Source organism: Clostridium sp., from assembly GCF_050717535.1.
Lineage (GTDB): Bacteria > Bacillota > Clostridia > Clostridiales > Clostridiaceae > Clostridium_AD.
This window is the reverse complement of record NZ_JBOITM010000029.1, coordinates 1-21,161: the sequence shown is the minus strand read 5'-3', so window position 1 is coordinate 21,161 and position 21,161 is coordinate 1. Positions and strand designations below refer to the sequence as shown.

General features: G+C 32.2%; 19 protein-coding genes and 1 riboswitch. Of the genes, 1 reads left to right on the top strand and 18 read right to left on the bottom strand.

The features are described 5' to 3' along the window. Positions 1-92 precede the first annotated feature (92 nt). From ACREVU_RS05865 to ACREVU_RS05845, 5 genes are all read right to left on the bottom strand, one after another. On the bottom strand, positions 93-275 hold the full coding sequence (locus ACREVU_RS05865; RefSeq protein WP_431550687.1) for a hypothetical protein: 183 nt from the start codon (positions 273-275) through the stop codon (positions 93-95). A 79-nt stretch (positions 276-354) separates the two neighbouring features. Further along, positions 355-942: a hypothetical protein gene (locus ACREVU_RS05860; protein WP_431550686.1), complete on the bottom strand. Its 588-nt coding sequence runs from the start codon at positions 940-942 to the stop codon at positions 355-357. A gap of 564 nt (positions 943-1,506) precedes the next feature. Continuing rightward, positions 1,507-1,638: a hypothetical protein gene (locus tag ACREVU_RS05855; RefSeq protein WP_431550685.1), complete on the bottom strand. Its 132-nt coding sequence runs from the start codon at positions 1,636-1,638 to the stop codon at positions 1,507-1,509. A gap of 544 nt (positions 1,639-2,182) precedes the next feature. After that, entirely contained in the window at positions 2,183-3,541 is a 1,359-nt protein-coding gene (rlmD, locus tag ACREVU_RS05850; RefSeq protein WP_431550684.1) for a 23S rRNA (uracil(1939)-C(5))-methyltransferase RlmD, read from the bottom strand. Between the two features lie 14 nt (positions 3,542-3,555). Beyond that, complete coding sequence (locus ACREVU_RS05845; protein WP_431550683.1) at positions 3,556-3,957, bottom strand: RDD family protein; 402 nt, start codon at positions 3,955-3,957, stop codon at positions 3,556-3,558. A 290-nt stretch (positions 3,958-4,247) separates the two neighbouring features. Between ACREVU_RS05845 and ACREVU_RS05840 the strand changes: the two genes are divergently transcribed. Then, complete coding sequence (locus ACREVU_RS05840; RefSeq protein WP_431550682.1) at positions 4,248-5,003, top strand: TSUP family transporter; 756 nt, start codon at positions 4,248-4,250, stop codon at positions 5,001-5,003. A gap of 61 nt (positions 5,004-5,064) precedes the next feature. On the opposite strand, the gene ACREVU_RS05835 is transcribed toward ACREVU_RS05840, so the two are convergent. The 13 genes from ACREVU_RS05835 to ACREVU_RS05775 form a co-directional block, all read right to left on the bottom strand. Then, complete coding sequence (locus ACREVU_RS05835; RefSeq protein WP_431550681.1) at positions 5,065-5,310, bottom strand: hypothetical protein; 246 nt, start codon at positions 5,308-5,310, stop codon at positions 5,065-5,067. A 97-nt stretch (positions 5,311-5,407) separates the two neighbouring features. Then, a complete protein-coding gene (locus ACREVU_RS05830) occupies positions 5,408-6,019 on the bottom strand; it encodes a DNA glycosylase AlkZ-like family protein (protein WP_431550680.1) in 612 nt (203 codons plus the stop codon). Positions 6,020-6,030: 11 nt separating this feature from the next. Next, entirely contained in the window at positions 6,031-6,600 is a 570-nt protein-coding gene (locus tag ACREVU_RS05825) for a DNA glycosylase AlkZ-like family protein (protein ID WP_431550679.1), read from the bottom strand. Positions 6,601-6,734: 134 nt separating this feature from the next. Continuing rightward, a complete protein-coding gene (locus ACREVU_RS05820; protein WP_431550678.1) occupies positions 6,735-7,001 on the bottom strand; it encodes an ATP cone domain-containing protein in 267 nt (88 codons plus the stop codon). Positions 7,002-7,561: 560 nt separating this feature from the next. Continuing rightward, positions 7,562-8,812, bottom strand: a complete 1,251-nt coding sequence (gene purD, locus ACREVU_RS05815) for a phosphoribosylamine--glycine ligase (protein WP_431550677.1) — start codon at positions 8,810-8,812, stop codon at positions 7,562-7,564. 137 nt (positions 8,813-8,949) lie between these two features. Further along, positions 8,950-10,452 (bottom strand): bifunctional phosphoribosylaminoimidazolecarboxamide formyltransferase/IMP cyclohydrolase, encoded by a 1,503-nt coding sequence (purH, locus tag ACREVU_RS05810; RefSeq protein WP_431550676.1) that lies wholly within the window; start codon positions 10,450-10,452, stop codon positions 8,950-8,952. A gap of 54 nt (positions 10,453-10,506) precedes the next feature. Beyond that, positions 10,507-11,115, bottom strand: a complete 609-nt coding sequence (purN, locus tag ACREVU_RS05805) for a phosphoribosylglycinamide formyltransferase (protein WP_431550675.1) — start codon at positions 11,113-11,115, stop codon at positions 10,507-10,509. Next, on the bottom strand, positions 11,103-12,101 hold the full coding sequence (gene purM, locus ACREVU_RS05800; RefSeq protein WP_431550674.1) for a phosphoribosylformylglycinamidine cyclo-ligase: 999 nt from the start codon (positions 12,099-12,101) through the stop codon (positions 11,103-11,105). The genes purN and purM overlap by 13 nt, the downstream gene beginning before the upstream one ends. A gap of 9 nt (positions 12,102-12,110) precedes the next feature. Then, entirely contained in the window at positions 12,111-13,550 is a 1,440-nt protein-coding gene (gene purF / locus ACREVU_RS05795; protein WP_431550688.1) for an amidophosphoribosyltransferase, read from the bottom strand. Positions 13,551-13,650: 100 nt separating this feature from the next. Beyond that, positions 13,651-14,358 (bottom strand): phosphoribosylaminoimidazolesuccinocarboxamide synthase, encoded by a 708-nt coding sequence (gene purC / locus ACREVU_RS05790; RefSeq protein WP_431550673.1) that lies wholly within the window; start codon positions 14,356-14,358, stop codon positions 13,651-13,653. A 96-nt stretch (positions 14,359-14,454) separates the two neighbouring features. After that, entirely contained in the window at positions 14,455-14,934 is a 480-nt protein-coding gene (gene purE, locus ACREVU_RS05785; protein WP_431550672.1) for a 5-(carboxyamino)imidazole ribonucleotide mutase, read from the bottom strand. Positions 14,935-15,044: 110 nt separating this feature from the next. Continuing rightward, positions 15,045-15,144: riboswitch (purine riboswitch) on the bottom strand. Between the two features lie 312 nt (positions 15,145-15,456). Next, positions 15,457-19,266 (bottom strand): phosphoribosylformylglycinamidine synthase, encoded by a 3,810-nt coding sequence (locus tag ACREVU_RS05780; RefSeq protein ID WP_431550671.1) that lies wholly within the window; start codon positions 19,264-19,266, stop codon positions 15,457-15,459. Positions 19,267-19,507: 241 nt separating this feature from the next. Then, positions 19,508-20,863, bottom strand: a complete 1,356-nt coding sequence (locus tag ACREVU_RS05775; protein ID WP_431550670.1) for an alanine/glycine:cation symporter family protein — start codon at positions 20,861-20,863, stop codon at positions 19,508-19,510. Positions 20,864-21,161: the final 298 nt, after the last annotated feature.

Sequence of the window (21,161 nt, the reverse complement as noted above, 5' to 3'; positions counted from 1 at the left end):
GATTACTTTATAAAGTGTAGATAAATTTTTGAGGCCTAGTTTTTAATTTATAGAATGTCATAAATACAATAATATCTTTTAAGAAGAGTTATTCATTGGAAAGTATTGTATGTGGTCGGAAGATGAGCTATAACCTCTTTTGGCTTTAATAAAGCCATTTTTATCTTTTTATCCTTTGAATTTCGGGTTGTACATCCTGTTAAAATCATCAACAAACATAAAATTGCTAATCCAATTTTCTTATTAATAATAACCGCACCCCCTATTTTTTTCACATAAGTTGTTTTAAAGTATTTAGTCATTTTACAAGTTTGACACAACATATAAATTGTCTTAATTAAAATACACTAATTATTAATAGGTATTTTTGAATGGTTTTTGTTCTGCATAATATGGTGATATATCTCCATTTATTTTTGTTAATTCCTTCCCATCTGCTGAAAGACCAATAATATTAAAATCCGAACCCTGAAATTTATTCATATATACAATCCATATTCTTGTTCCATTAGCATTAATAATTTTCGCTTGACCTTCAATATTTCTCTTCTTTTCTACAATCTTGACTTGACTAATATCAGGATTACCGATAATTCCGAAATATATTGGGAGTGACGTTTTTTCAATGTTAGGTAAATATGTGTAGGATACTCCAAATTTATTTGCTACCACTGATATATCTCCTTCAACACCACTATAAACATTCTTATACCCGCTTATAGTCTTTCTTACGAAGGCAGTATAAAGACTATCCTCACCTTTATGATTCCAAAATACTATACTTCCTTTATCAGTTTTTTCTTCATGGATAATACTTATTGATTTTGAACCAGGTGTGGTTATTGCTTCTTCTATTGTTTTTACACCATTGTTAAATTTAATTACTAAAAATAGTGAAGCAATGATTATTGTTAAAACAATGAATCCTATTTTCTTTTTCATACTCTTCTCCCTTTTAAAATTTAGATATATTTCGCAATAGTGTAATACATTATGATTTGTCATAAGCTAATTTTAACATTAATTTCAATATAATGTATATATAGATGTATTTAGTTTTAATATTAATTTCCAAAATTATACTTGATTTACTTTGCACTAATAATAAGGCAAATGGCATTTATACTCCTTATGATACCTGTATGCAAAGAAGTAGCAATAAATGCACCTAAAAAAACAAAATGAGCAACAATGGTCGTAATAAGCATTTCTAACACCTTCATACTTAAAGGAAGGCTAATACTCATAAGAGTATTAGTAATACACTACAAAGACTTATAAAAGTAAATATGGTTATAATTTAAAATAGCATATCATAAGAACAATAACTAAAACATCCTATAAATTTACTTTTTTCTTTAAACTCAAAATAAAATTGATTAGATATTATTACTACTATAGACGCAACTAAAATTTCCTTGCTAAATAACCCCCCTCAAACCCGCATTCCCCCGTCACCCCCGAAGATACATTTGCTACCAATTTTCAAATTTTATCCAATATTTATTACCCTTTACCCCACAAAAGTATTTTCAAATTTGAAGAAACCCTTGCTAAAAACCACTTAAAATCCTTGCTTAAAAATCTATCCATCAATCTATCTTTTTTCCCTTTTAAATCTATCCATTTTTCAATCATATTCTAAGTCAAATCAGCTTAAAATTCTATCATTCTATCATTTTTTCATTCATTTATTTCCCTGTTTAACTCCGTCTTTTCTCACTATCTTTTCTCACCCAAACTCACCCGTAGGGTCCTATCATTATATCGGTTATTATTCATCCATAGGCTCACGCCTCATTTGGAAGGGATATGAATGGTATTGAATGGGCTTTAGTTATGTAAAAGCGGAAGAATCTAATCGAGTGCAGAAGCCGATTAGTTTTGGAGATGATGTTTAGTTAGAGCTTGGGAGGGTTACATAGTAGGGTCTGATTTTCTACTGGCTACGCCCCATAAAAGTACGTTAAAAGGCATAAAAATAGAACTACGGAAACTCAATCCTTAGTTCTATCATTATTCTGTCTTAGGTCTTGGTGTGTATGGCTTTGTTAATGGTATAGAGTATTTATTCGGGTGGTTGGTTTATTTTTGTTTTTTTCTCGCTTCTTTTCAGGTACTCTGCAAGGGTTTCTTCAAAATAGCAAGAGTTTTATCGAAGTTGCGAGGGTATTTTAGTTGGCTACATATCCCTCGTTAGTTGAACTACAGTCTCAACGTGAGGTGTATGTGGAAACATATCCATAAGTATTACCTTTTTAACCACATATCCATTATCTATCATTTCCTTCAAATCAACTACTAGACTTTTAGGGTTACAAGATACATAAACTATATGTGGAGCATCAAATTTTATAACATAATCTAAGGCCACAGGGTGAACTCCAGCCCTTGGTGGGTCTAAAATAATACTATCTGGTTTATCTTTAACCTCTTTAATAACCTTTGCTATATCACCTGCTATAAACTCACAATTATTAAGTCCGTTAATTCTTGCATTTTCATTTGCAGCAGCCACTGCTTCTTCTATTAATTCAATACCCAAAACTTTTTTTGCTTTAGCTGCAACAATTTGTCCAATAGTTCCTGTTCCACAATATAGATCAAATACTACTTTTGATTCTGACTCGCCTAGAAAATCTCTAACTATGCTATAAAGTTTTTCTGCCCCTTTTGTATTGGTTTGAAAAAAGGCAAAGGGATTAATTTTAAACTTAAGACCTAATAATTCTTCCATAATATAATCTTTTCCGAATAATAGTTCAACTTTATCAGCTTGAACAATATCTGCTAGACCATCATTAAAAGTATGTATTATTCCCGTGATATTTCCATCACATTTTAACTGTTTAAGCATATTAGTTATTTCACTAAGATCAAAATCTACCTGAGTTGTAGTTACAAAATTCACTAATATTTCTCCAGTATTTATAGCCTTGCGAATAACTAGGTTTCGTAAATATCCACTATGTTCCATCACCTTATATTGTGGTAATTTTAGTTCTTTAAAATAGTTTAATACCATTTTTAAAATTTCTCTAAAATCTCTATCTACAATTCTACAATCATCCACAGTAACTATACTAAAGCTTCTTCCTTTTGTATGCATTCCTAGTGTTAATTCGCCATCCTTTAGAAAGTCACCAAATGTAAATTCCATTTTGTTTCTATATTCGAATTGCACTGGGCTCTTTTCTATGCCTAAAAACTCAAAATCTTTTATTTCTGCCTGATCAAACAACTTTAGTACTTGTTTCTTCTTAAATTCTAATTGTTTATCATAAGAAAGAAATTGATGGCTACATCCTCCACATAAATCTGTAATCTTGCATTGAGGCTCAATTTTATAATCTACATCCTCAAGGATTCTTACAAGTTTTGCTTCATAGCCTTCTGGTTTCTTTTTTGATACTCTACCAATTACCTTTTGACCTGGCAATGTATTTTTAATAATAACTTTTTCGCCTTCATAAAATGCTATGCCTTGTGATGGAAATTCCAAATCTTCTATATAAAATTCATAATCTTTTCTTTTCTGCATAGTTATTAAATCTCCTATCCTTTTGTAATCGTTAGACCAGATATTTTCTTGCCAACGGTATTAGAACCTTTGCCACTCTCCATAATACTCATGTATAATACCATAACCACCATAAAAATTATAAATGACATACTAAACTTTTGAGATATAGCATATCCTGTCAATCTTAATATTGCATCTGCAGCAAATACTAAAACTGCTGATATTCCGCCTATAATTGCTAAATCTATAATATTAGCTTTGAAAGTATCTAACAAATTAGGTTTTTTAGCATCGTTATCCTTTGAATTTATAAAGGTATCGCCCATCTTATTTTCATCTACACCAACCATTTCTTCATTTTTTCCTAGGGATCTATTTTTTATATCATCTGATTCCTCAATCACATCTGTGTTTACTTCTTTTTGTTCTAACATTGTAAATCCTCCTCTATTTTATACTATTATTCTTATATAGCTACTATTTTATTATAAGTACAACGAGAGAAATGCTTATAACTTTTTACTCCCATCTATATATAATACGTATTTATGAAGTATAAATCAAGAGGCTATTGTTTATTCTCAGAAAGTTTACAGGATATTTTTGGTAACACCTTAACTTAAGAGAATAGATATAAGTCTTTAAATTATATTATTTATCATCTATAATGGTATTGGAACCACATATTTGCTTTTGATTTTAATAAAAATTAGGTAGGTGTCTTATGATTACTAAAATTATTTTTCTATGTATCGCTGGTTTTGTAGCTGCTTTCGTAGACTCCATAGCTGGAGGTGGCGGTTTAATAAGTGTCCCCGCCTATATGCTTGCGGGTCTACCCGCCCACATGGTGCTTGGTACTAACAAGTTTAGTTCCACTGCCGGTTCTTTTACTAGTTCACTAGGATTTATAAAATCAGGTAAAGCTAATTTCAAACTTTTAAAATATCTTATCCCCTTTACTTTCATAGGTGCAATGCTTGGGGTTAGAGCAGTCTTAAATATAGACCAAAAGTTTCTAAACGGCTTAGTATTAATTCTTATCATGTTTATAGGAATATATACTCTTTTTTCTAAATCCTTGGGCCTAGAAGATAAATTTCAGGGACTTACCAAAAAAAATGTGATTTGGGGAATTATCCTTGCCCTTTCTTTAGGTTTTTATGATGGTTTTTTCGGTCCTGGTACTGGATCTTTTTTAGTGTTTGGATTTATAAGTATTTTTGGATTTAACTTTGTATCATCTTCCGCCAATGCTCGAGTTTTAAACTTTACCAGCAATATTACATCCCTTATTTTATTTGCCATAAACGGGAAAATAAATTACACCATAGGACTTCCCGTGGCAATATGTATGATTTTAGGAGCAAAATTGGGGACAAGCGTTGCCTTAAAAAAGGGTTCAAAACTTATAAAACCCATATTTGTAACCATGTCACTGGCAGTTGCCTTAAAAATGCTCTTAACCATGCTAAAATAATTACATATGAAATTTAAAATGAAAAAGTAGTTGGTTTTTGTAACCCAGCTACTTTTTTTAGTTATATTATTTTTTTAAGTTGCTCAGCCTTATATTCTCTTATAACTTTATTCTTTGCCAAATCAGTTATTATGATTTTAACTATTTCATCACTAATCCTAAATACTTGTCCCTTCTGTTTTGTCCCAATAACATTAACCGCTGCTCCTTTAAGTAGCCTATTAATTTCATTATTCCCACAATAAGTACATTGTGTTTCACTGGCAATCACCCTTTTGCACTTAGCACAATAAAATAAGTTTGCCATCATAATCCCCCCATTTCATATTAGAATATAATTCTATATAATATATATATTCTCCAATTTACTTATTTTACCTTTAAATGAATAAATTTTTATTTTTCTATATTTTACACTGGATCTTAATTTGTTCACAATTATTAAAACCAGAAAATCGCTTAAGACACTCATTAATATCCTCAGTAGATATATCACTGTTATTAAAATCCTCTTCTAACCACAGGTTCTTAACAATAAGTTGTTTTGTCTTTTTATCGTTTACTATCTCTATTCTAGAGGTAAATCTATCTCCAGACAAAACCGGCAAAACATAGTGACCAAATTTTCTTTTAACAATTGGTGTGTATATTTCCCACTTATACTCAAAATTAAAAATTAATTTTATAAGCTTTCTATCCCAAAGCATATTATCTAAAGGAGCAATGAATTCAGTTCGACCTACAAAATCATTATTATTTAATACCCTTTTAATAAGTAGTTTATCCTCAGATAAGCAATAAAATTTATCAGCTATATTTTCAATTGAAATTTCTACTATCTTATTATCTGCAAGTAGTTTTTTAAATGTGTCCTTGCGATTGACTGCCTTTAATCCATCAATTCCAAGCCATGCATCTGATGGTTTGTTCCAAAGCATTCCCACTGCCCCTATGCGTCTTAAAATGCCCCATGCTATCTGTTCTTCTTGCATTAAATTGGGGTTGCAATCATTCAAAATTTCATCACCTATATGTCCCTGGAAAATGCATAATGCTTGATGGTTCCCTTTTTATGATGAATAATTAACTCTCCCCGAAAGTACATAGTTTCTAATGCTGCTCGAGCTAAAGTAGTAGGATTCCAAGCCCAATTAACTTTTTCTTTAAAATTAATATCTTTAGATGAAACATACCCTTTTTCTTTGATAATCGCCCTTACCTCATCCATAACTGCATTTATTTCATTGTGACTAGGATGATTCCTTCCATACTGATCATAAACCGCTCGCATCGGCGCAAAGTATTTCCAATCATATACACTAAAAATACTCATGTTCTTGTCAAAATAATCCATAAGCACTCTATCTTTATACAAAAGTTTGTACAACATATCTTTAGAAAAGCCCTCTACTCTTGACTGCAAAACTAACTCAGCATTTTTACCACAAACATCTATTGGATCAAACTGAATACACCCAGCTTGTTTTATGTAATCACAAACCCCTTGTTCCCCAAAAAATTTGTAATTACCCATTAGCCCTTGTTTTAGCAAAATGAATTGCCTAGCTTGCTTATTGGTAAAACTAACTTGTTTCATGACCTATCACTTCCTTGCTAATTATATAAAGACTTATTCGCAATTCAAAATGTGTTCAACCAAATCTTACCTCACTACAATATAATAAAAAAGCAGATGATTTTGTTTCATCTACTTTTTTATTACTGATATTATTATTCTATTAGTCCCTGGCTGTAATATGTAGCCACACCCGTAAACCCTTCTTTTTTCAATTCACGCAGTACAAATATTTGAATAATATCAGAATGAATACTCCCCTTTTGATAATTTTGCAAACTTCTTTCAATACTCTTTGCTAAATTCTCAATATCTGATTCATTAAGTGGTTCACTAGCATCATCAGAAGCTCTATATATGCTAGTTTTTATCTTATTCAGATCAAAATCTTGAAGTTTCCCATCTCTTTTAATAACTTTCATAATTATCTATCATCTCCCATGTTCAAATATCACCCAAATAAAGTTTATACTCATTATATATCTAAAAGTTTAATTGTAAAACTTAAAACATACTACTATAATATAAGAAATTATCACAATATTCAACCTTTTTCCAACATTTCTAGGGACGATTCTCAATATTACTTTGAGAGCCGCCCCTAAATCCACCTTTCAAAAACATCAAAAGGATATGAAATTATAATAGCTAAGGTAAAAACATGCAAAACTGTAAAAAAGCACAAGGTCTATTTCCGTAAAAAATAATAGTAATTTTGAAATTAGATATTTTTTCTTAGATTATGCTAACAAAAGTAGATATTGCGTAAAATGCATTTGAATAAGCCTTAGTAATTCTTAATTTATTTTATTTGAAGGTGCGTAAAGAAAAATATATGTTTGAGCGTAGCGAGTTTATATTTTTTAGCAACATCAAATAAAATAAATTTTAGAATTACTTGGCGACATGAAAGCATTTTAGCAATATCTACTTTTCGTTATAGCATAATATAAGAAAAAACTCGCAATCAAATTTAATATTACTAATTAACTTTTCCGATATCTGTCCTGTAGTACATTCCCTCAAAGTGAATTTTCTTCATGTCTGCATAAGCTACTTCCCTCGCCTGTTCTAAGGTTTCACCAAAGCCTGTTATGCCTAGAACTCTTCCACCAGCAGTCTTTAGGATACCATCTTCCTCTATAGCCCCTGCTAAATATAACTTACCTTGTAATTTACTAGACTGACTTATTTCAAATCCTGTATCGTAGCTACCTGGATAACCCTTGGATGCTGCAATTACGCAGCAAGAATGCCCAGCATTCCATTGTAGCTTAAAATTTACAAGGTCGCCGGCAATAGCACTAATCACGAGCTCCGTGAAATCACTTTTCATAAGAGGAAGAACAGCTTGAGTCTCTGGGTCACCAAGTCTTGCATTATATTCAATCAAATATACGCCTCTTTTGGTCATCATTATGCCAAAAAATATTATGCCCTTATAATCCATTTTTTCCTTTTGAATTCCCACAAGGGTTGGCTCTAATATATGTTTTTGAAACTCCTCTAGTACTTCACTAGTGCAGTATGGATTTGGTGCTATAGCGCCCATACCACCTGTGTTTGGGCCTTTATTCTCGTCAAATATTTGTTTGTGATCTTTTGAAGATATAAATGGAAGTATTATGTTTCCATCTGTAATAGATAATATCGAGGCCTCTACGCCTTCCAAAAACTCCTCTATTACAATTTTCTTTCCACTACCTTTAAATATATCGAGTATCATAAAATCATTTATGCTGTTTTTAGCAGAGGTAAAATCCTCACAGATAACTACTCCTTTTCCAGCTGCCAAACCGTCTGCTTTAATTACTATAGGATATTCACATTTTTTTAAATATTCAATAGCCAACTCTGTATGTTCAAAAACTTCATAGGCAGCTGTTTTTATACCATACTTCTTCATAAATTCTTTAGAATATGCTTTACTCCCTTCAAGTCTTGCCGCCTTATGGCTAGGTCCTAATATCTTAAGCCCATTTTCTTTGAATTTATCTACTATACCTTGTACCAAGAGCTCCTCTGATCCAACTATGGTTATATCAATTCTGTTTTCTAAAGCAAAAGATAAAAGTTCATCTATTTTCGTAATATCAATATTCTCACACTTATTTTCCCTGTGAGTACCACCATTACCAGTGGCACAAAATACTTTCTCCACAGAAGGATTTTCTGAAACTGCTGACACTAATGCATGTTCTCTTCCACCAGAACCAATAATTAATACTTTCATAATCCCCATCTCCTATTATCTTAATAAGTCCCATGATAGAATAATTTATTTATTCTACCATGAGACTAATACTTTAGTATATTAAACCACTTAAGTAGACTTAGCCACCTAGGTAGTTAAATACTTTAAAGCGATTCTTAATGTTTGAAATGTCTAGTACCTGTAAACACCATAGAAATTCCATTTTTATTGCAAGCATCTATGGACTGTACATCTTTAATAGACCCACCAGGTTGAATAATGGATGTTATTTTATATTTTGCAGCTAGCTCTACCACATCTCCAAAAGGGAAGAATGCATCTGATGCCATTATATTACCACCCTCTGCTCTTTCTAAGGCTTGCTCTGCTGCCCATATTCTATTTACCTGACCTGCACCAATTCCCTTAGTCACACCATCTTTAACTACTACAATAGCATTTGATTTAACATATTTAACAACTTTCATAGCAAATATTAAATCTTTCATTTCACTTTCTGATGGTTTGCTTTCCGTAACTACTTTAGTTTCATCTATTAATTTTTGGTCAGAACTTTGTACGAGTATTCCTCCATCAACTTTAACCATTTGGAGTTTATCCTCTGCTTTACTTGAACATACTATAATTCTTAAATTTTTCTTAGCTTTTAATATTTCTAAAGCTGCCTCATCAAACTCTGGTGCAATAACCACCTCTAAAAATATTTTTACAAGTTCCTTTGCAGTTTCACTGTCTACTTTTCTATTAAAAGCAACAATGCCACCAAATATAGACATAGGATCACATTCGTAGGCCTTTTTATATGTATCAAGTACGCTAGTACCTATGGCAACTCCACAAGGTGTATTGTGCTTTAATGCGCAACAAGCAGTCTCATCGAATTCACATACTACCTTCCATGCAATATCCATGTCCTTTATATTGTTATAAGATAATTCCTTGCCATGTAACTGCACCATATCCTTCATAGCTCCATTTCCTGCTGTACTAACATAATAAGCTGCGCTTTGATGAGGATTTTCACCATATCTTAAATCCATTGATTTTTTATATGAAAGCGATAAATAATCAGAGTATGAATCCTCTCCAAGTAAGAAATTACTTATAGCTGCATCATAAGCAGATATTAAATTAAACACTTTACCAGCTAAATGCTTTCTAGTTTCAAATTCCACTTCTTGTTTTGCATCCATTTTGCTTATAATATTTCCATAATCACATGTATCACTAAGTACAATAACATCCTTAAAGTTTTTAGCCGCTGCTCTTAGCATAGTTGGTCCACCGATATCAATAAATTCAACTTTTTCCTCAAAACTTATATCTTGCGTAACCTTATCAAAAAAAGGATAAAGATTAACCACTACCATATCGATAGGTTTTATTCCTTTAGCCTTAATGGTTGCCATATGCTCTTTATTATCTCTTATTGCTAAAATTCCACTATGAATAGTTGGATGTAATGTTTTAACTCTTCCATCTAAAATCTCTTCAAAGCCTGTTATTTCAGAAATTTCTACTACTTTTATACCATTATCTTTTAAATATTTAAAAGTTCCACCTGTGGATATAATCTCTACCCCATTATTTTGTAGTGATGTTGCAAGTTCTAAAATGTTTTCTTTATCAAATACACTTATAAGTGCTGTTTTTATCATTATTATTCCACCTTTCTAATAAGGCATATTTATTTTCCTGTGCCTTATTCACATTCAAATACCTATTACTTTTCTTCCAACAATTTTTATTTTTCCTTCACTTATATATTTAATAGCTTCTGGCAATGCAATATGTTCTTGCTCTAAAACTCTCTTTTGGAGTTCAATAGCTGAATCTTCTCCATAAACCTGCACGACCTTTTGAATTATAATTGGGCCTGAGTCTGTACCCTCATCTACGAAATGAACGGTGCATCCTGAAACTTTAACCCCATACTCTAAAGCTTTTTCATGAACTTTAATGCCATACATTCCTCCCCCGCAAAAGGATGGGATAAGGGCTGGATGAATATTAATTATTCTATTTTTAAATTTTGAAAGAATTTCCCCTTTAAGTATGGATAAAAAACCAGCGAGTACTATCAAATCTACTTTTCCATCTATAATTTTAAATATTTCCTGAGAAATCATTGTGCCATATTTCTTCTTATCCACCACGTAGGTTTTTATATTTTTTGATTTTGCTCTATCTATGCCATATACATCTTTTTTATCACTAATAACAGCCTCTATAGAACAATTTAAATTTCCACTTTCTATATTGTCTATTATGGCCTGAAGGTTGCTACCGCTGCCTGATATTAGTACGGCTATTTTAAGCAAACTCCGCCACCTCCAGCTTCAACGTGACCAATTTTATATGCTCTATCTCCTAAATCTTCAATAGTCTTTATAACCTTTAGTACATCGCTGTTTTCAACGCATAGCACATAACCAATTCCCATATTATATGTATTAAACATATGCTCCTCAGTTACTCCTAGTGAAATTAGATGTTTAAATATATCTGGAGTATTAAAACTATTTTTGTCTACCACTGCTGTAAAATCTCCACTAAACATTCTTGGTATATTTTCATAAAAACCACCACCGGTTATATGTGCCATACCCTTTATATCAAATTTTTCTATAAGTTTTAAAACGGTTTTTACATAAATTTTTGTTGGGGTAAGTAGTGTGTTTCCAATCTTATCTCCATTAAAAGAAGCATCTAAATCTGGTATTAATTTTCTAACTAATGAATATCCATTACTATGAAGACCTGAAGATTCTATTCCTATTAATGAATACCCATCTTTAATAGCAGAACCGTCAATAATCTTATGCTTATCAACTATCCCAACAGTAAATCCTGCCATATCATACTCTCCATCTCTATAGAAGCCTGGCATTTCAGCAGTTTCGCCACCTATAAGTGCACACCCCGATTGAATACATCCTTCTGCTACACCTTTTACAAGTTGTGCTGAAACACTGGAGTCTAATTTTCCACAAGCTATATAGTCTAAAAAGAAAAGTGGCTTTGCACCATGACAAAGGACATCATTTACACACATAGCAACGCAGTCAATTCCTACAGTGCCATATTTTTTCATTCTAAAAGCAATATCAAGTTTAGTACCTACTCCATCTGTGCCTGAAACTAAGATAGGATTTTTATAACCTTCGCCTATTTCAAACATACCAGCAAAACTTCCCAAATGATTTAAAACACCTTTTGTAAATGTCTCAGCTGCATATTCTTTTATTAATTTTACTGACTTATATCCTTCTTCAATATTAACACCAGAATCTTTATAAGTAATCATAAATATACCCTACCTTTCTAATCTTTCTTTATCACTTTCAAAGGGAGCAGATACTGGGTATCTACCCGAAAAACAACCTAAACAAAATTCTGTTCTACCCAAGGATTTTAATAGCCCCTCTATGCTTAAATATCCTAAACTATCTGCACCTATCTCTTGTCTAATTTCCTCTACATTAATGTTGGCACCTATTAAATCTTTTCTATAAGGCGTATCTATTCCAAAATAACATGGATACTTTACTATTGGTGAACAAACCCTAAAGTGAACTTCTTTTGCTCCAGCTTTTTTCAATATTTCAACTAATCTTCTACTAGTAGTTCCACGAACTATTGAATCATCTATGAGAATAATTCTTTTGCCTTCTACATTTATTTTTAATGCATTTAGTTTTACAGACACTGCTCTTTCACGAATTTCTTGAGTTGGGCTTATAAAAGTTCTACCCACGTATCTATTTTTTATAAGACCCATTCCAAAAGGTATTCCTGAAATCTTAGAGTATCCTATTGCAGCAGCCATACCTGAATCTGGAACTCCTACAACCATATCAGCATCCACTGGAGATTCTTTAAATAACTGTTCCCCAGCCTTGACTCTTGAGCTATACACATTAATTCCATCAATGGTACTATCTGGCCTTGCAAAATATATATATTCAAAAGAGCAAACAGCATTTTTCGTTTTTTCCGCAAAATTAATAGAATTAAGTCCATTTTCATCTATTATAACTATTTCTCCAGGCTTCACATCTCTTAAAAACTCTGCACCAACTGCATCTAGTGCGCAACTTTCAGAAGCTATAACATAACTATTGCCTATGGTACCTATACAAAGAGGCCTAATACCATTTTGATCCCTAACAGCTATCAACTTTTCTTTTGTAAGCATGACTATTGCATAAGATCCTTTGATAGCCTGCACCGCATCTACTACAGCCTTTTCTACACCTTTTTTTGCACCTCTTGCAATTAGGTTAAGAATAACTTCTGAATCTATTGAGGTTTGAAACATATGCCCACAGTCCTCTAGAAGCTCCCTTATAACATCTGCATTAACTAAATTCCCGTTATGTGCTATAGCTATATCTCCTAGTTTAAATTTACTTAAAAGTGGCTGTGCATTTTTAAGTTCACTACCTCCAGTGGTTGAATATCTGACGTGTCCAATAGCAGCATGACCCTTCATTTCATTAATTTGCTTTTCATTAAAAACATCACATACAAGGCCCATAGCCTTTTCACAAACAAGATTAACTCCATCAGAATATACTATTCCAGCACTTTCTTCTCCCCTATGCTGCAATGCATAAAGACCATAATAAGTTAGTGATGCTACATCTAAGTCTTTATCTGGCGAAAAAATACCAAACACACCACACTCTTCTTTAAACTTATCTTGCTTAAAGTCATTTTCATCAATGTGATTTCTACTGCAAGAAAGTGGCATATTGTCTAATTCTATAATTTCATTCAAAGAAATTCCTCCTTGTTATTGCTTCCCTAACATTTAGTTATAATTCACATTATTTTTATTTCTTAAATATATCTTATTTATCACTAATTCTACTTAATATTTCCACATAAGCCTCTGTAACATTGCCTAGATCTCTTCTAAATCTATCTTTGTCTAATTTTTCTCCTGTTTTAACATCCCAAAATCTACATGTATCTGGTGATATCTCATCTGCCAAGATTATCTCTCCATGATATCTTCCAAACTCTACTTTAAAATCTATTAAATTAATACCCTTTTCAAAGAAAAACTTCTTTAAAGTATCATTTATTTTTGAAGCCAAATTGTATATCTCTGATAATTCTTCAAAGGTTGCGAGTCCCATAGCTACTGAGTGATAATCGTTTATAAGTGGATCACCTAATTCATCATTTTTATAACTTAATTCGAAAACTGTTGTTTTTAGCTCTGTGCCTTCTTCTATTCCGTATCTTTTTGCCATACTACCAGCTGCTACATTTCTTACAATCACTTCAAGAGGTACTATTTCAACTTTTTTACAAAGCTGTTCTCTTTCATTTAACTTTTTGATAAAATGAGTTTTTACACCGTTTTTCTCTAGCAATTCAAATAATGTGGTTGTTATACTATTATTTAAAACCCCTTTGTTTTCAATTTGTGCCTTTTTAACACCATTAAAAGCTGTTGCATCATCTTTATAATATACTAGAATTTCATCCTCATTATCTGTACTGAACATTTTTTTAGCTTTTCCCTCATATAATAATTTTGATTCTCCCATTAATAACCACTCCTTAATATTTAATTTCACAATCATATTTTAAGTTTTATATTTTAATTTTTATATTTTAATTTCTATATTTTAAAATTCTATATTTTAAAATTCTATATTTTCTTCGTTCTCTGCTATAAATTTTTCTTTCATTTCTTTTCTGTATTTTATTAATTTATTTTTAAGTTCCAAGTCTTTTAGTGATAAAATCTGAACTGCAAGCATTCCAGCATTATAACTGTTATTAATACCAACTGTAGCAACAGGAATAGCTTTTGGCATTTGAACCATTGAAAGTAATGAGTCTATGCCCTCCATAGCAGCCTTAATTGGCACCCCAATAACCGGCAACACTGTATGCGATGCAATTACCCCCGGAAGATGTGCAGCAAGCCCTGCTCCTGCTATAATGCATTCTACCCCTCTATTTTCCATTTCCTTTATTACTTGGACTAATCTCTCAGGTACTCTGTGAGCCGATAAAATATGTACTTCATACTCAACATCAAATTCTTTAAGTACTATTCCTGCATTTTTCATTACCTCTTTATCAGATTTACTTCCAAAAACAATTCCTACTTTCATAATTTTGTTACCTCCAATTAAAATAAAGTATTCAACTCTTATAATTGCCTATAAAAAAAGGACTATACCATAAAAAAAATTATTTTAATGGTGTAATCCCGAATTATAGTGTCAATTCAAGATCCACCAATAGTGAGAAGAAAACGGCCTCTCGTAGAAACTTCTGTGCCATATTCACAGAAATATATTGATGAACTAATTTATTAATTTATGATTTTATTTTAACATCTATTTTTCATTAAGTCAATCCATTAATGGCTTTTTAAATAATATTGTTCGTGTTTGTATCTTTATACAAGCAACTAAGTACATATATAACATTAATTGTTCGTGTTTTGATGCCACCCACATGGCAAGTGGCAAAAGTGACAAGCTCTAGGTGTATAGATATTTCTAAGGTAAGCAATTTGCTCTACCTACGGTGGATTATAAACGGTATCCGCATACTGTTTCCTATATAATTAAAAAACAGCAAGTATAAAAGTTTTATACCTGCTGTTTGTTTTATATAAATTTCAGATTCTATTTAAAATAATTTACTCCTGCCTCAAATATTTTTTGGTCCTTTTCACCAATAATATTCTTTGCGATGTTTGAGCCTATTCTTTCAGAGTGACCCATTTTACCAAAGATTCTTCCGTCAACGCTAGTTATTCCTTCAATAGCATGCATTGAACCATTAGGATTAAAATTTATATCATAACTTGGATTGCCTTCAAAATCTACGTATTGTGTAGCTACTTGACCACTTTCAAATAATTTTTTAATTACTTCATCACTGGCTACAAATCTTCCTTCTCCATGGGATACTGGAATTGTATGTGTATCTCCTACTGTCAAATTGCTAAGCCAAGGTGATAATGTTGAAACTACTTTAGTTTGCACCATACGAGATATATGCCTACCAATTTCATTATAGGTTAATGTGGGGCTATTTTCTGTTATATCTGTTATTTTCCCATAAGGTAATAGTCCAAGTTTTATTAGTGCTTGAAATCCGTTGCATACTCCAAGAATTAATCCATCTCTACTTTCTAATAGCTCATGTATACTTTCTGTTATTATAGGATTTCTAAAGAATGTAGCCATAAATTTACCAGCTCCATCTGGTTCATCACCAGCACTAAATCCACCTGGAAGCATAATTATCTGAGATTTTCTTATTTTCTCTGCTATACCTTTTATGGATTCCTCAATATGGCTTGAGGATAAATTGTTTATTACCATTATTTCTACCTCAGCCCCGGCTTTTTCAAAGGCTCTCATGGAATCATATTCACAATTAGTTCCAGGGAACACAGGAATTATAACTCTAGGCTTTGCAATTTTAATTGTGGCTGAAGATTTATTTGACACATTTCCAACACTTGTATTCATACTTAAAGTCCCACTATTTGTTTTCCCTGTATTTTCTTTTGTATTATTTACTTTTGTAGTAAATACACTTTCTAGTGGTTCCTCCCAATTGCGCAGCGCTTCCTCTAAACTAATAGTTTCTGAAAGTACAGTAATAACTGGTGATTTTTGAGTATTTCCAAGGTAAACAATATTTGCCTTGGCTTTGACTAACTCTTCAAGTGTAGAATTATCAATTTCCATTACTATGCTACCATAATCCTCACTAAATATATTTTCTACCTGAATGTCCTCATTAAATTTAAACCCTATATTATTACCAAAACACATTTTAGATATAACCTCTGCTAGGCCACCGCCTCCTACTGCATAAGTTGATAAGGCTTTCCCACTATCGATTAATTGTTTCACTAATTTATAGTTATCACGTAGCTTTTCAAAATCTGGTAATCCATCTTCTAAAATATTCGCATGAATTAAAACCACCTGACTATCATGTCTTTTAAACTCTGGTGATATAACTTTCTCTATATTTACTAGGTCTACTGCAAAAGATACCAATGTTGGCGGTACATTCATATCATTAAAAGTACCTGACATACTGTCTTTTCCACCAATTGCTGCTATACTAAATTGTTTCTGCACATGATAAGCCCCCAGTAGTGCAGAAAATGGTTTTCCCCATTTTTGTGGATCTTTTGACAATTTTTCAAAGTACTCCTGGAAGGTTAGTTTAATATCTTCATAATCCCCACCACAGGCTACCACTTTCGTTACAGAATCTATTACTGAATAGGCTGCTCCATGAAACGGACTCCACTTAGATAATTTAGGATTGTATCCATAGGCCATTATTGTACCAGTATTTGTATCTCCAGTAAGCACTGGCAATTTTGCTACCATAGCCTGAATTGGTGTTTTCTGATACTTGCCCCCAAAAGGCATAAGAACAGATCCTGCACCTATAGTGCTATCAAATCTCTCAACTAAACCCTTTTGACTACAAACATTTAAGTCTGATAAAGTATCATTCCACAATTTCTTTATTGATTTTGATTTTTCATAACTTCCCTTTATATCTTTTGAAAAGTAGTATTCGCTTTCCTTTGGTGCTGATATTCTAACATCTGAAAACTGTTTAACTCCATTTGTATCTAAGAAACTTCTACTTACATCAACTATAGTTTTTCCCTTCCATATCATCTTAAGTCTGTTATCATCAGTTATTTGTGCTACTTCCACAGCCTCCAAATTTTCTGCCTCTGAAAGTTTTATAAACAGCTCCACATCGCAACGTCTAACAACAACAGCCATACGCTCTTGGGACTCTGATATAGCAAGCTCTGTTCCATCTAGACCATGGTATTTTTTAGGAACTGCATCTAGATTAATAATAAGTGCATCTGAAAGTTCCCCTATTGCTACAGATACTCCACCTGCGCCAAAATCATTACATCTCTTTATAAGTTTTGTAACTTTAGGATTTCTAAATAATCTTTGAATCTTTCTTTCTGTAGGTGCATTACCCTTTTGAACTTCTGCTCCTGAAGTTAGTAATGAGTTATCACAATGCTTTTTAGATGATCCTGTAGCTCCGCCACATCCATCACGGCCTGTCTTTCCACCAAGAAGTATAACAATGTCCGATGCCATTGGTATTTCTCTAACCACATTTTCATAAGGTGCTGCTCCAATAACTGCTCCTACTTCCATTCTTTTAGCAATAAATCCCTCATCATAGACCTCAGAAACAAGTCCTGTGGCAAGTCCGATTTGATTTCCATAAGAACTATATCCATGAGCAGCCTCAAGAGTTATTTTTCTTTGAGGAAGTTTTCCTTTTAAGGTATCTGAAATTTTTCGCCTTGGATCACCAGATCCTGTAACACGCATTGCCTGATACACATAACTCCTGCCTGATAATGGATCTCTTATGGACCCACCAAGGCAAGTAGCTGCCCCTCCAAAAGGCTCTATTTCAGTAGGGTGATTATGAGTTTCATTTTTAAACATTACAAGCCACTTCTCTTTTTTTCCATCAATGTCTGCATCGATAACTATACTGCAAGCATTAATTTCTTCTGAAACATCAAGGTCTTGTAATTTTCCTTTTTTTCTAAGCTCTTTCATTCCAATAACAGCCATATCCATAAGTGTTACAGCTCTATCAGTTTTACCATAAACAAAGTCTCTAGTATCTAAATATTCACTATATGCTGCTACAATAGGCTTTGAGTATTTACCCTCTTCTATAGAAACATCCTCAATGACAGTATTAAAGGTAGTATGTCTACAGTGATCTGACCAATATGTATCTATAACTTTTATCTCCGTTATGGTTGGATCTCTCTTTTCAGTTTCACCAAAATACTCTCTGCAATATTTTAAGTCCTCAAAACTCATAGCAAGACCATTATCATCTAAAAATCCTTTTAAATCCAGATCACTCATACGAGTAAAAGATTCTAATATGGCTACTTCCTCTGGTTCATCGAAGCTTTGGTTTAAATCAGTACATTTTTCCAAATCTGTTTCTCTAGAGTCTACAGAATTTATGCAATAATCTTTAATTACAGATATATCACTTTTAGTAATTTCGCCCTTCAGTATTATAATTTTTGCAGTTTTAACTATAGGTTTATCTTTTTGAGTTAAAATTTGTATACATTGAGCAGCTGAATCCGCCCTCTGATCATATTGCCCAGGTAAATATTCAATGGCAAACATGGTTTCTCCTGCTTTTATATGTAAGTCTTCATCATAAACATTATCTACTGTGGGTTCTGAAAATATTGTATTTTTTGATTTTTCATACTGATTTTCTGATATTCCCATAATATCGTATCTATTAACTAATCTAAGCCCCTTCAAGGTCTTTATACCTAAATTTATCACTATATCTTTGAATAACTTTTCACCTTCAACATTATAGTTCGCTTTTTTCTCTACATATAACCTATATATCTTATTTTCCATGATTATTACCTCCAAAATATAATTTTATACGAATATTAATCATTAAATACATTTTATAATTCGTTATATTTATAGTATAGTATATTTTGTCTAATTATAAAAGCTTATTTTATTATAATTCCATATTTTCTTGCTTTTAATACTTTTTATAATATAAATATGGCCACATAATAAAGCAGGAAGGCATATGCCCTCCTGCTTTATTATATAAAATATATCATAGATTTAATTATTTTCTAACTTAATCTTCCACTTCATTATTCTCTTCAATATCCTCTTCGTAACATCTTAAACTCTTTTTGACTAATGCTCCAAGTCCTAATAGTGCAATTAAATTTGGGATAATCATTAATCCATAAAAAGTATCGGCTAGTTCCCAAACTAGTTCAACCTTTAAAGCTGCACCTAGTACTATAAATACAAGAACTAAACTTCTATATATATTTAATGCTTTTTTACCAAATAAGTATTTAACATTGGTTTCTCCAAAGAAATACCAAGCTACTATGGTAGAAAAGGCAAAGAAGAATAATGCTACAGCTATAAATATGCCACCAAAGCTTCCCATTCCATGAACAAAAGCCTTTTGAGTTAGAGCTATACCAGTAACCTTTCCATCCAATACTCCTGTAGTTATTATAACTAGTGCAGTTAATGTTAAAATTACAAAGGTATCTATGAATACGCATATTATGGCAACAAATCCTTGCTGCGCTGGATGTTTAACTTTTGCCAGTGCATGAGCATGTGGTGTTGAACCCATTCCCGCTTCGTTGGAAAATAAGCCTCTTGAGATACCGTATCTCATAGCTTGTTGTACAGTAATTCCAATTGCTCCACCTGTAGCAGCTTTAGGATTAAACGCAGCTACAAATATCAATTTAAATGCTGGTCCAATATCTACAAAATTTGCTATTAAAATTCCTAAACTCCCTATTATATAACATAAAGCCATAATTGGTACTACTTTTTCAGTAAAACCAGCAATACGGCCTATACCTCCAATAAAAATCAACCCAGCCAATATCGCAACAACAATACCAACTATTAAACGGGTAATTGTATTTGAACTTATTGCTGCACTTATTGAGTTACTTTGTACCATACTACCTATGAATCCAAATACAATTATACTCATTACAGCAAAAAATGCTGCAAGCTTTTTACTTCCTAGGCCCTTACTAATATAGTAAGCCGGACCTCCTGTCATATGCCCTTCAACTTTTTCTTTAAATTTTTGAGCAAGCACTGCCTCTGCAAAAATAGTTGCCATGCCAAAGAACGCACTTATCCACATCCAAAATATAGCACCCGGACCTCCTGCTACTATAGCAGTAGCAGCCCCCGCTAAATTTCCTGTTCCTACTTGCGCAGCCATGGCAGTTGTCATTGCTTGAAATGATGACATTCCTTCTTTCCCTGCCCTCTTGCCAAACTTTATTCCTCCAAAAGCTTGTCTAAAGATAGCTTTAATTTTTCTAACTTGAACAAGTTTTAAAATTATCGTAAAATAAATCCCCGTACCACATAACAAGAATATTAATATATATCCCCATAATACTCCGTTAATGCCTTTAACCATTGATAATAAATCCACCAAACCACTCCATTCTACTTACTAATATTTTATTTTCAAATACATTTCCAAAAAAATAAATATTTTCCTTTTAAAGATATTTTTTAGTATTTACTTACAATATTATACCATAATATTAACTTTTACTCAACTATTCATGCTTTTTAGACATAATAGCTTATACTTTTCTATTAATCGAGTAGGAGCTAAATAATTAATTTATTTAGCGACCTCTCACACCACCATGCATACCGTTCGGTACACGGCGGTTCAATAGAAATTAATGTTTTAATAAATATGTCTCAGATATAGAAACTAA

Coding starts and splice junctions, on each gene's coding strand:
- rlmD (WP_431550684.1), bottom strand. CDS start 3,541: ATGCAGAAAAGAAAAGATTATGAATTTTATATAGAAGATTTGGAATTT.
- ACREVU_RS05860 (WP_431550686.1), bottom strand. CDS start 942: ATGAAAAAGAAAATAGGATTCATTGTTTTAACAATAATCATTGCTTCA.
- purE (WP_431550672.1), bottom strand. CDS start 14,934: ATGAAAGTAGGAATTGTTTTTGGAAGTAAATCTGATAAAGAGGTAATG.
- purF (WP_431550688.1), bottom strand. CDS start 13,550: ATGCCACTTTCTTGCAGTAGAAATCACATTGATGAAAATGACTTTAAG.
- ACREVU_RS05825 (WP_431550679.1), bottom strand. CDS start 6,600: ATGAAACAAGTTAGTTTTACCAATAAGCAAGCTAGGCAATTCATTTTG.
- purC (WP_431550673.1), bottom strand. CDS start 14,358: ATGGGAGAATCAAAATTATTATATGAGGGAAAAGCTAAAAAAATGTTC.
- ACREVU_RS05845 (WP_431550683.1), bottom strand. CDS start 3,957: ATGTTAGAACAAAAAGAAGTAAACACAGATGTGATTGAGGAATCAGAT.
- purH (WP_431550676.1), bottom strand. CDS start 10,452: ATGATAAAAACAGCACTTATAAGTGTATTTGATAAAGAAAACATTTTA.
- ACREVU_RS05855 (WP_431550685.1), bottom strand. CDS start 1,638: ATGATTGAAAAATGGATAGATTTAAAAGGGAAAAAAGATAGATTGATG.
- ACREVU_RS05840 (WP_431550682.1), top strand. CDS start 4,248: ATGATTACTAAAATTATTTTTCTATGTATCGCTGGTTTTGTAGCTGCT.
- ACREVU_RS05835 (WP_431550681.1), bottom strand. CDS start 5,310: ATGGCAAACTTATTTTATTGTGCTAAGTGCAAAAGGGTGATTGCCAGT.
- ACREVU_RS05780 (WP_431550671.1), bottom strand. CDS start 19,266: ATGGAAAATAAGATATATAGGTTATATGTAGAGAAAAAAGCGAACTAT.
- ACREVU_RS05820 (WP_431550678.1), bottom strand. CDS start 7,001: ATGAAAGTTATTAAAAGAGATGGGAAACTTCAAGATTTTGATCTGAAT.
- purD (WP_431550677.1), bottom strand. CDS start 8,812: ATGAAAGTATTAATTATTGGTTCTGGTGGAAGAGAACATGCATTAGTG.
- purM (WP_431550674.1), bottom strand. CDS start 12,101: ATGATTACTTATAAAGATTCTGGTGTTAATATTGAAGAAGGATATAAG.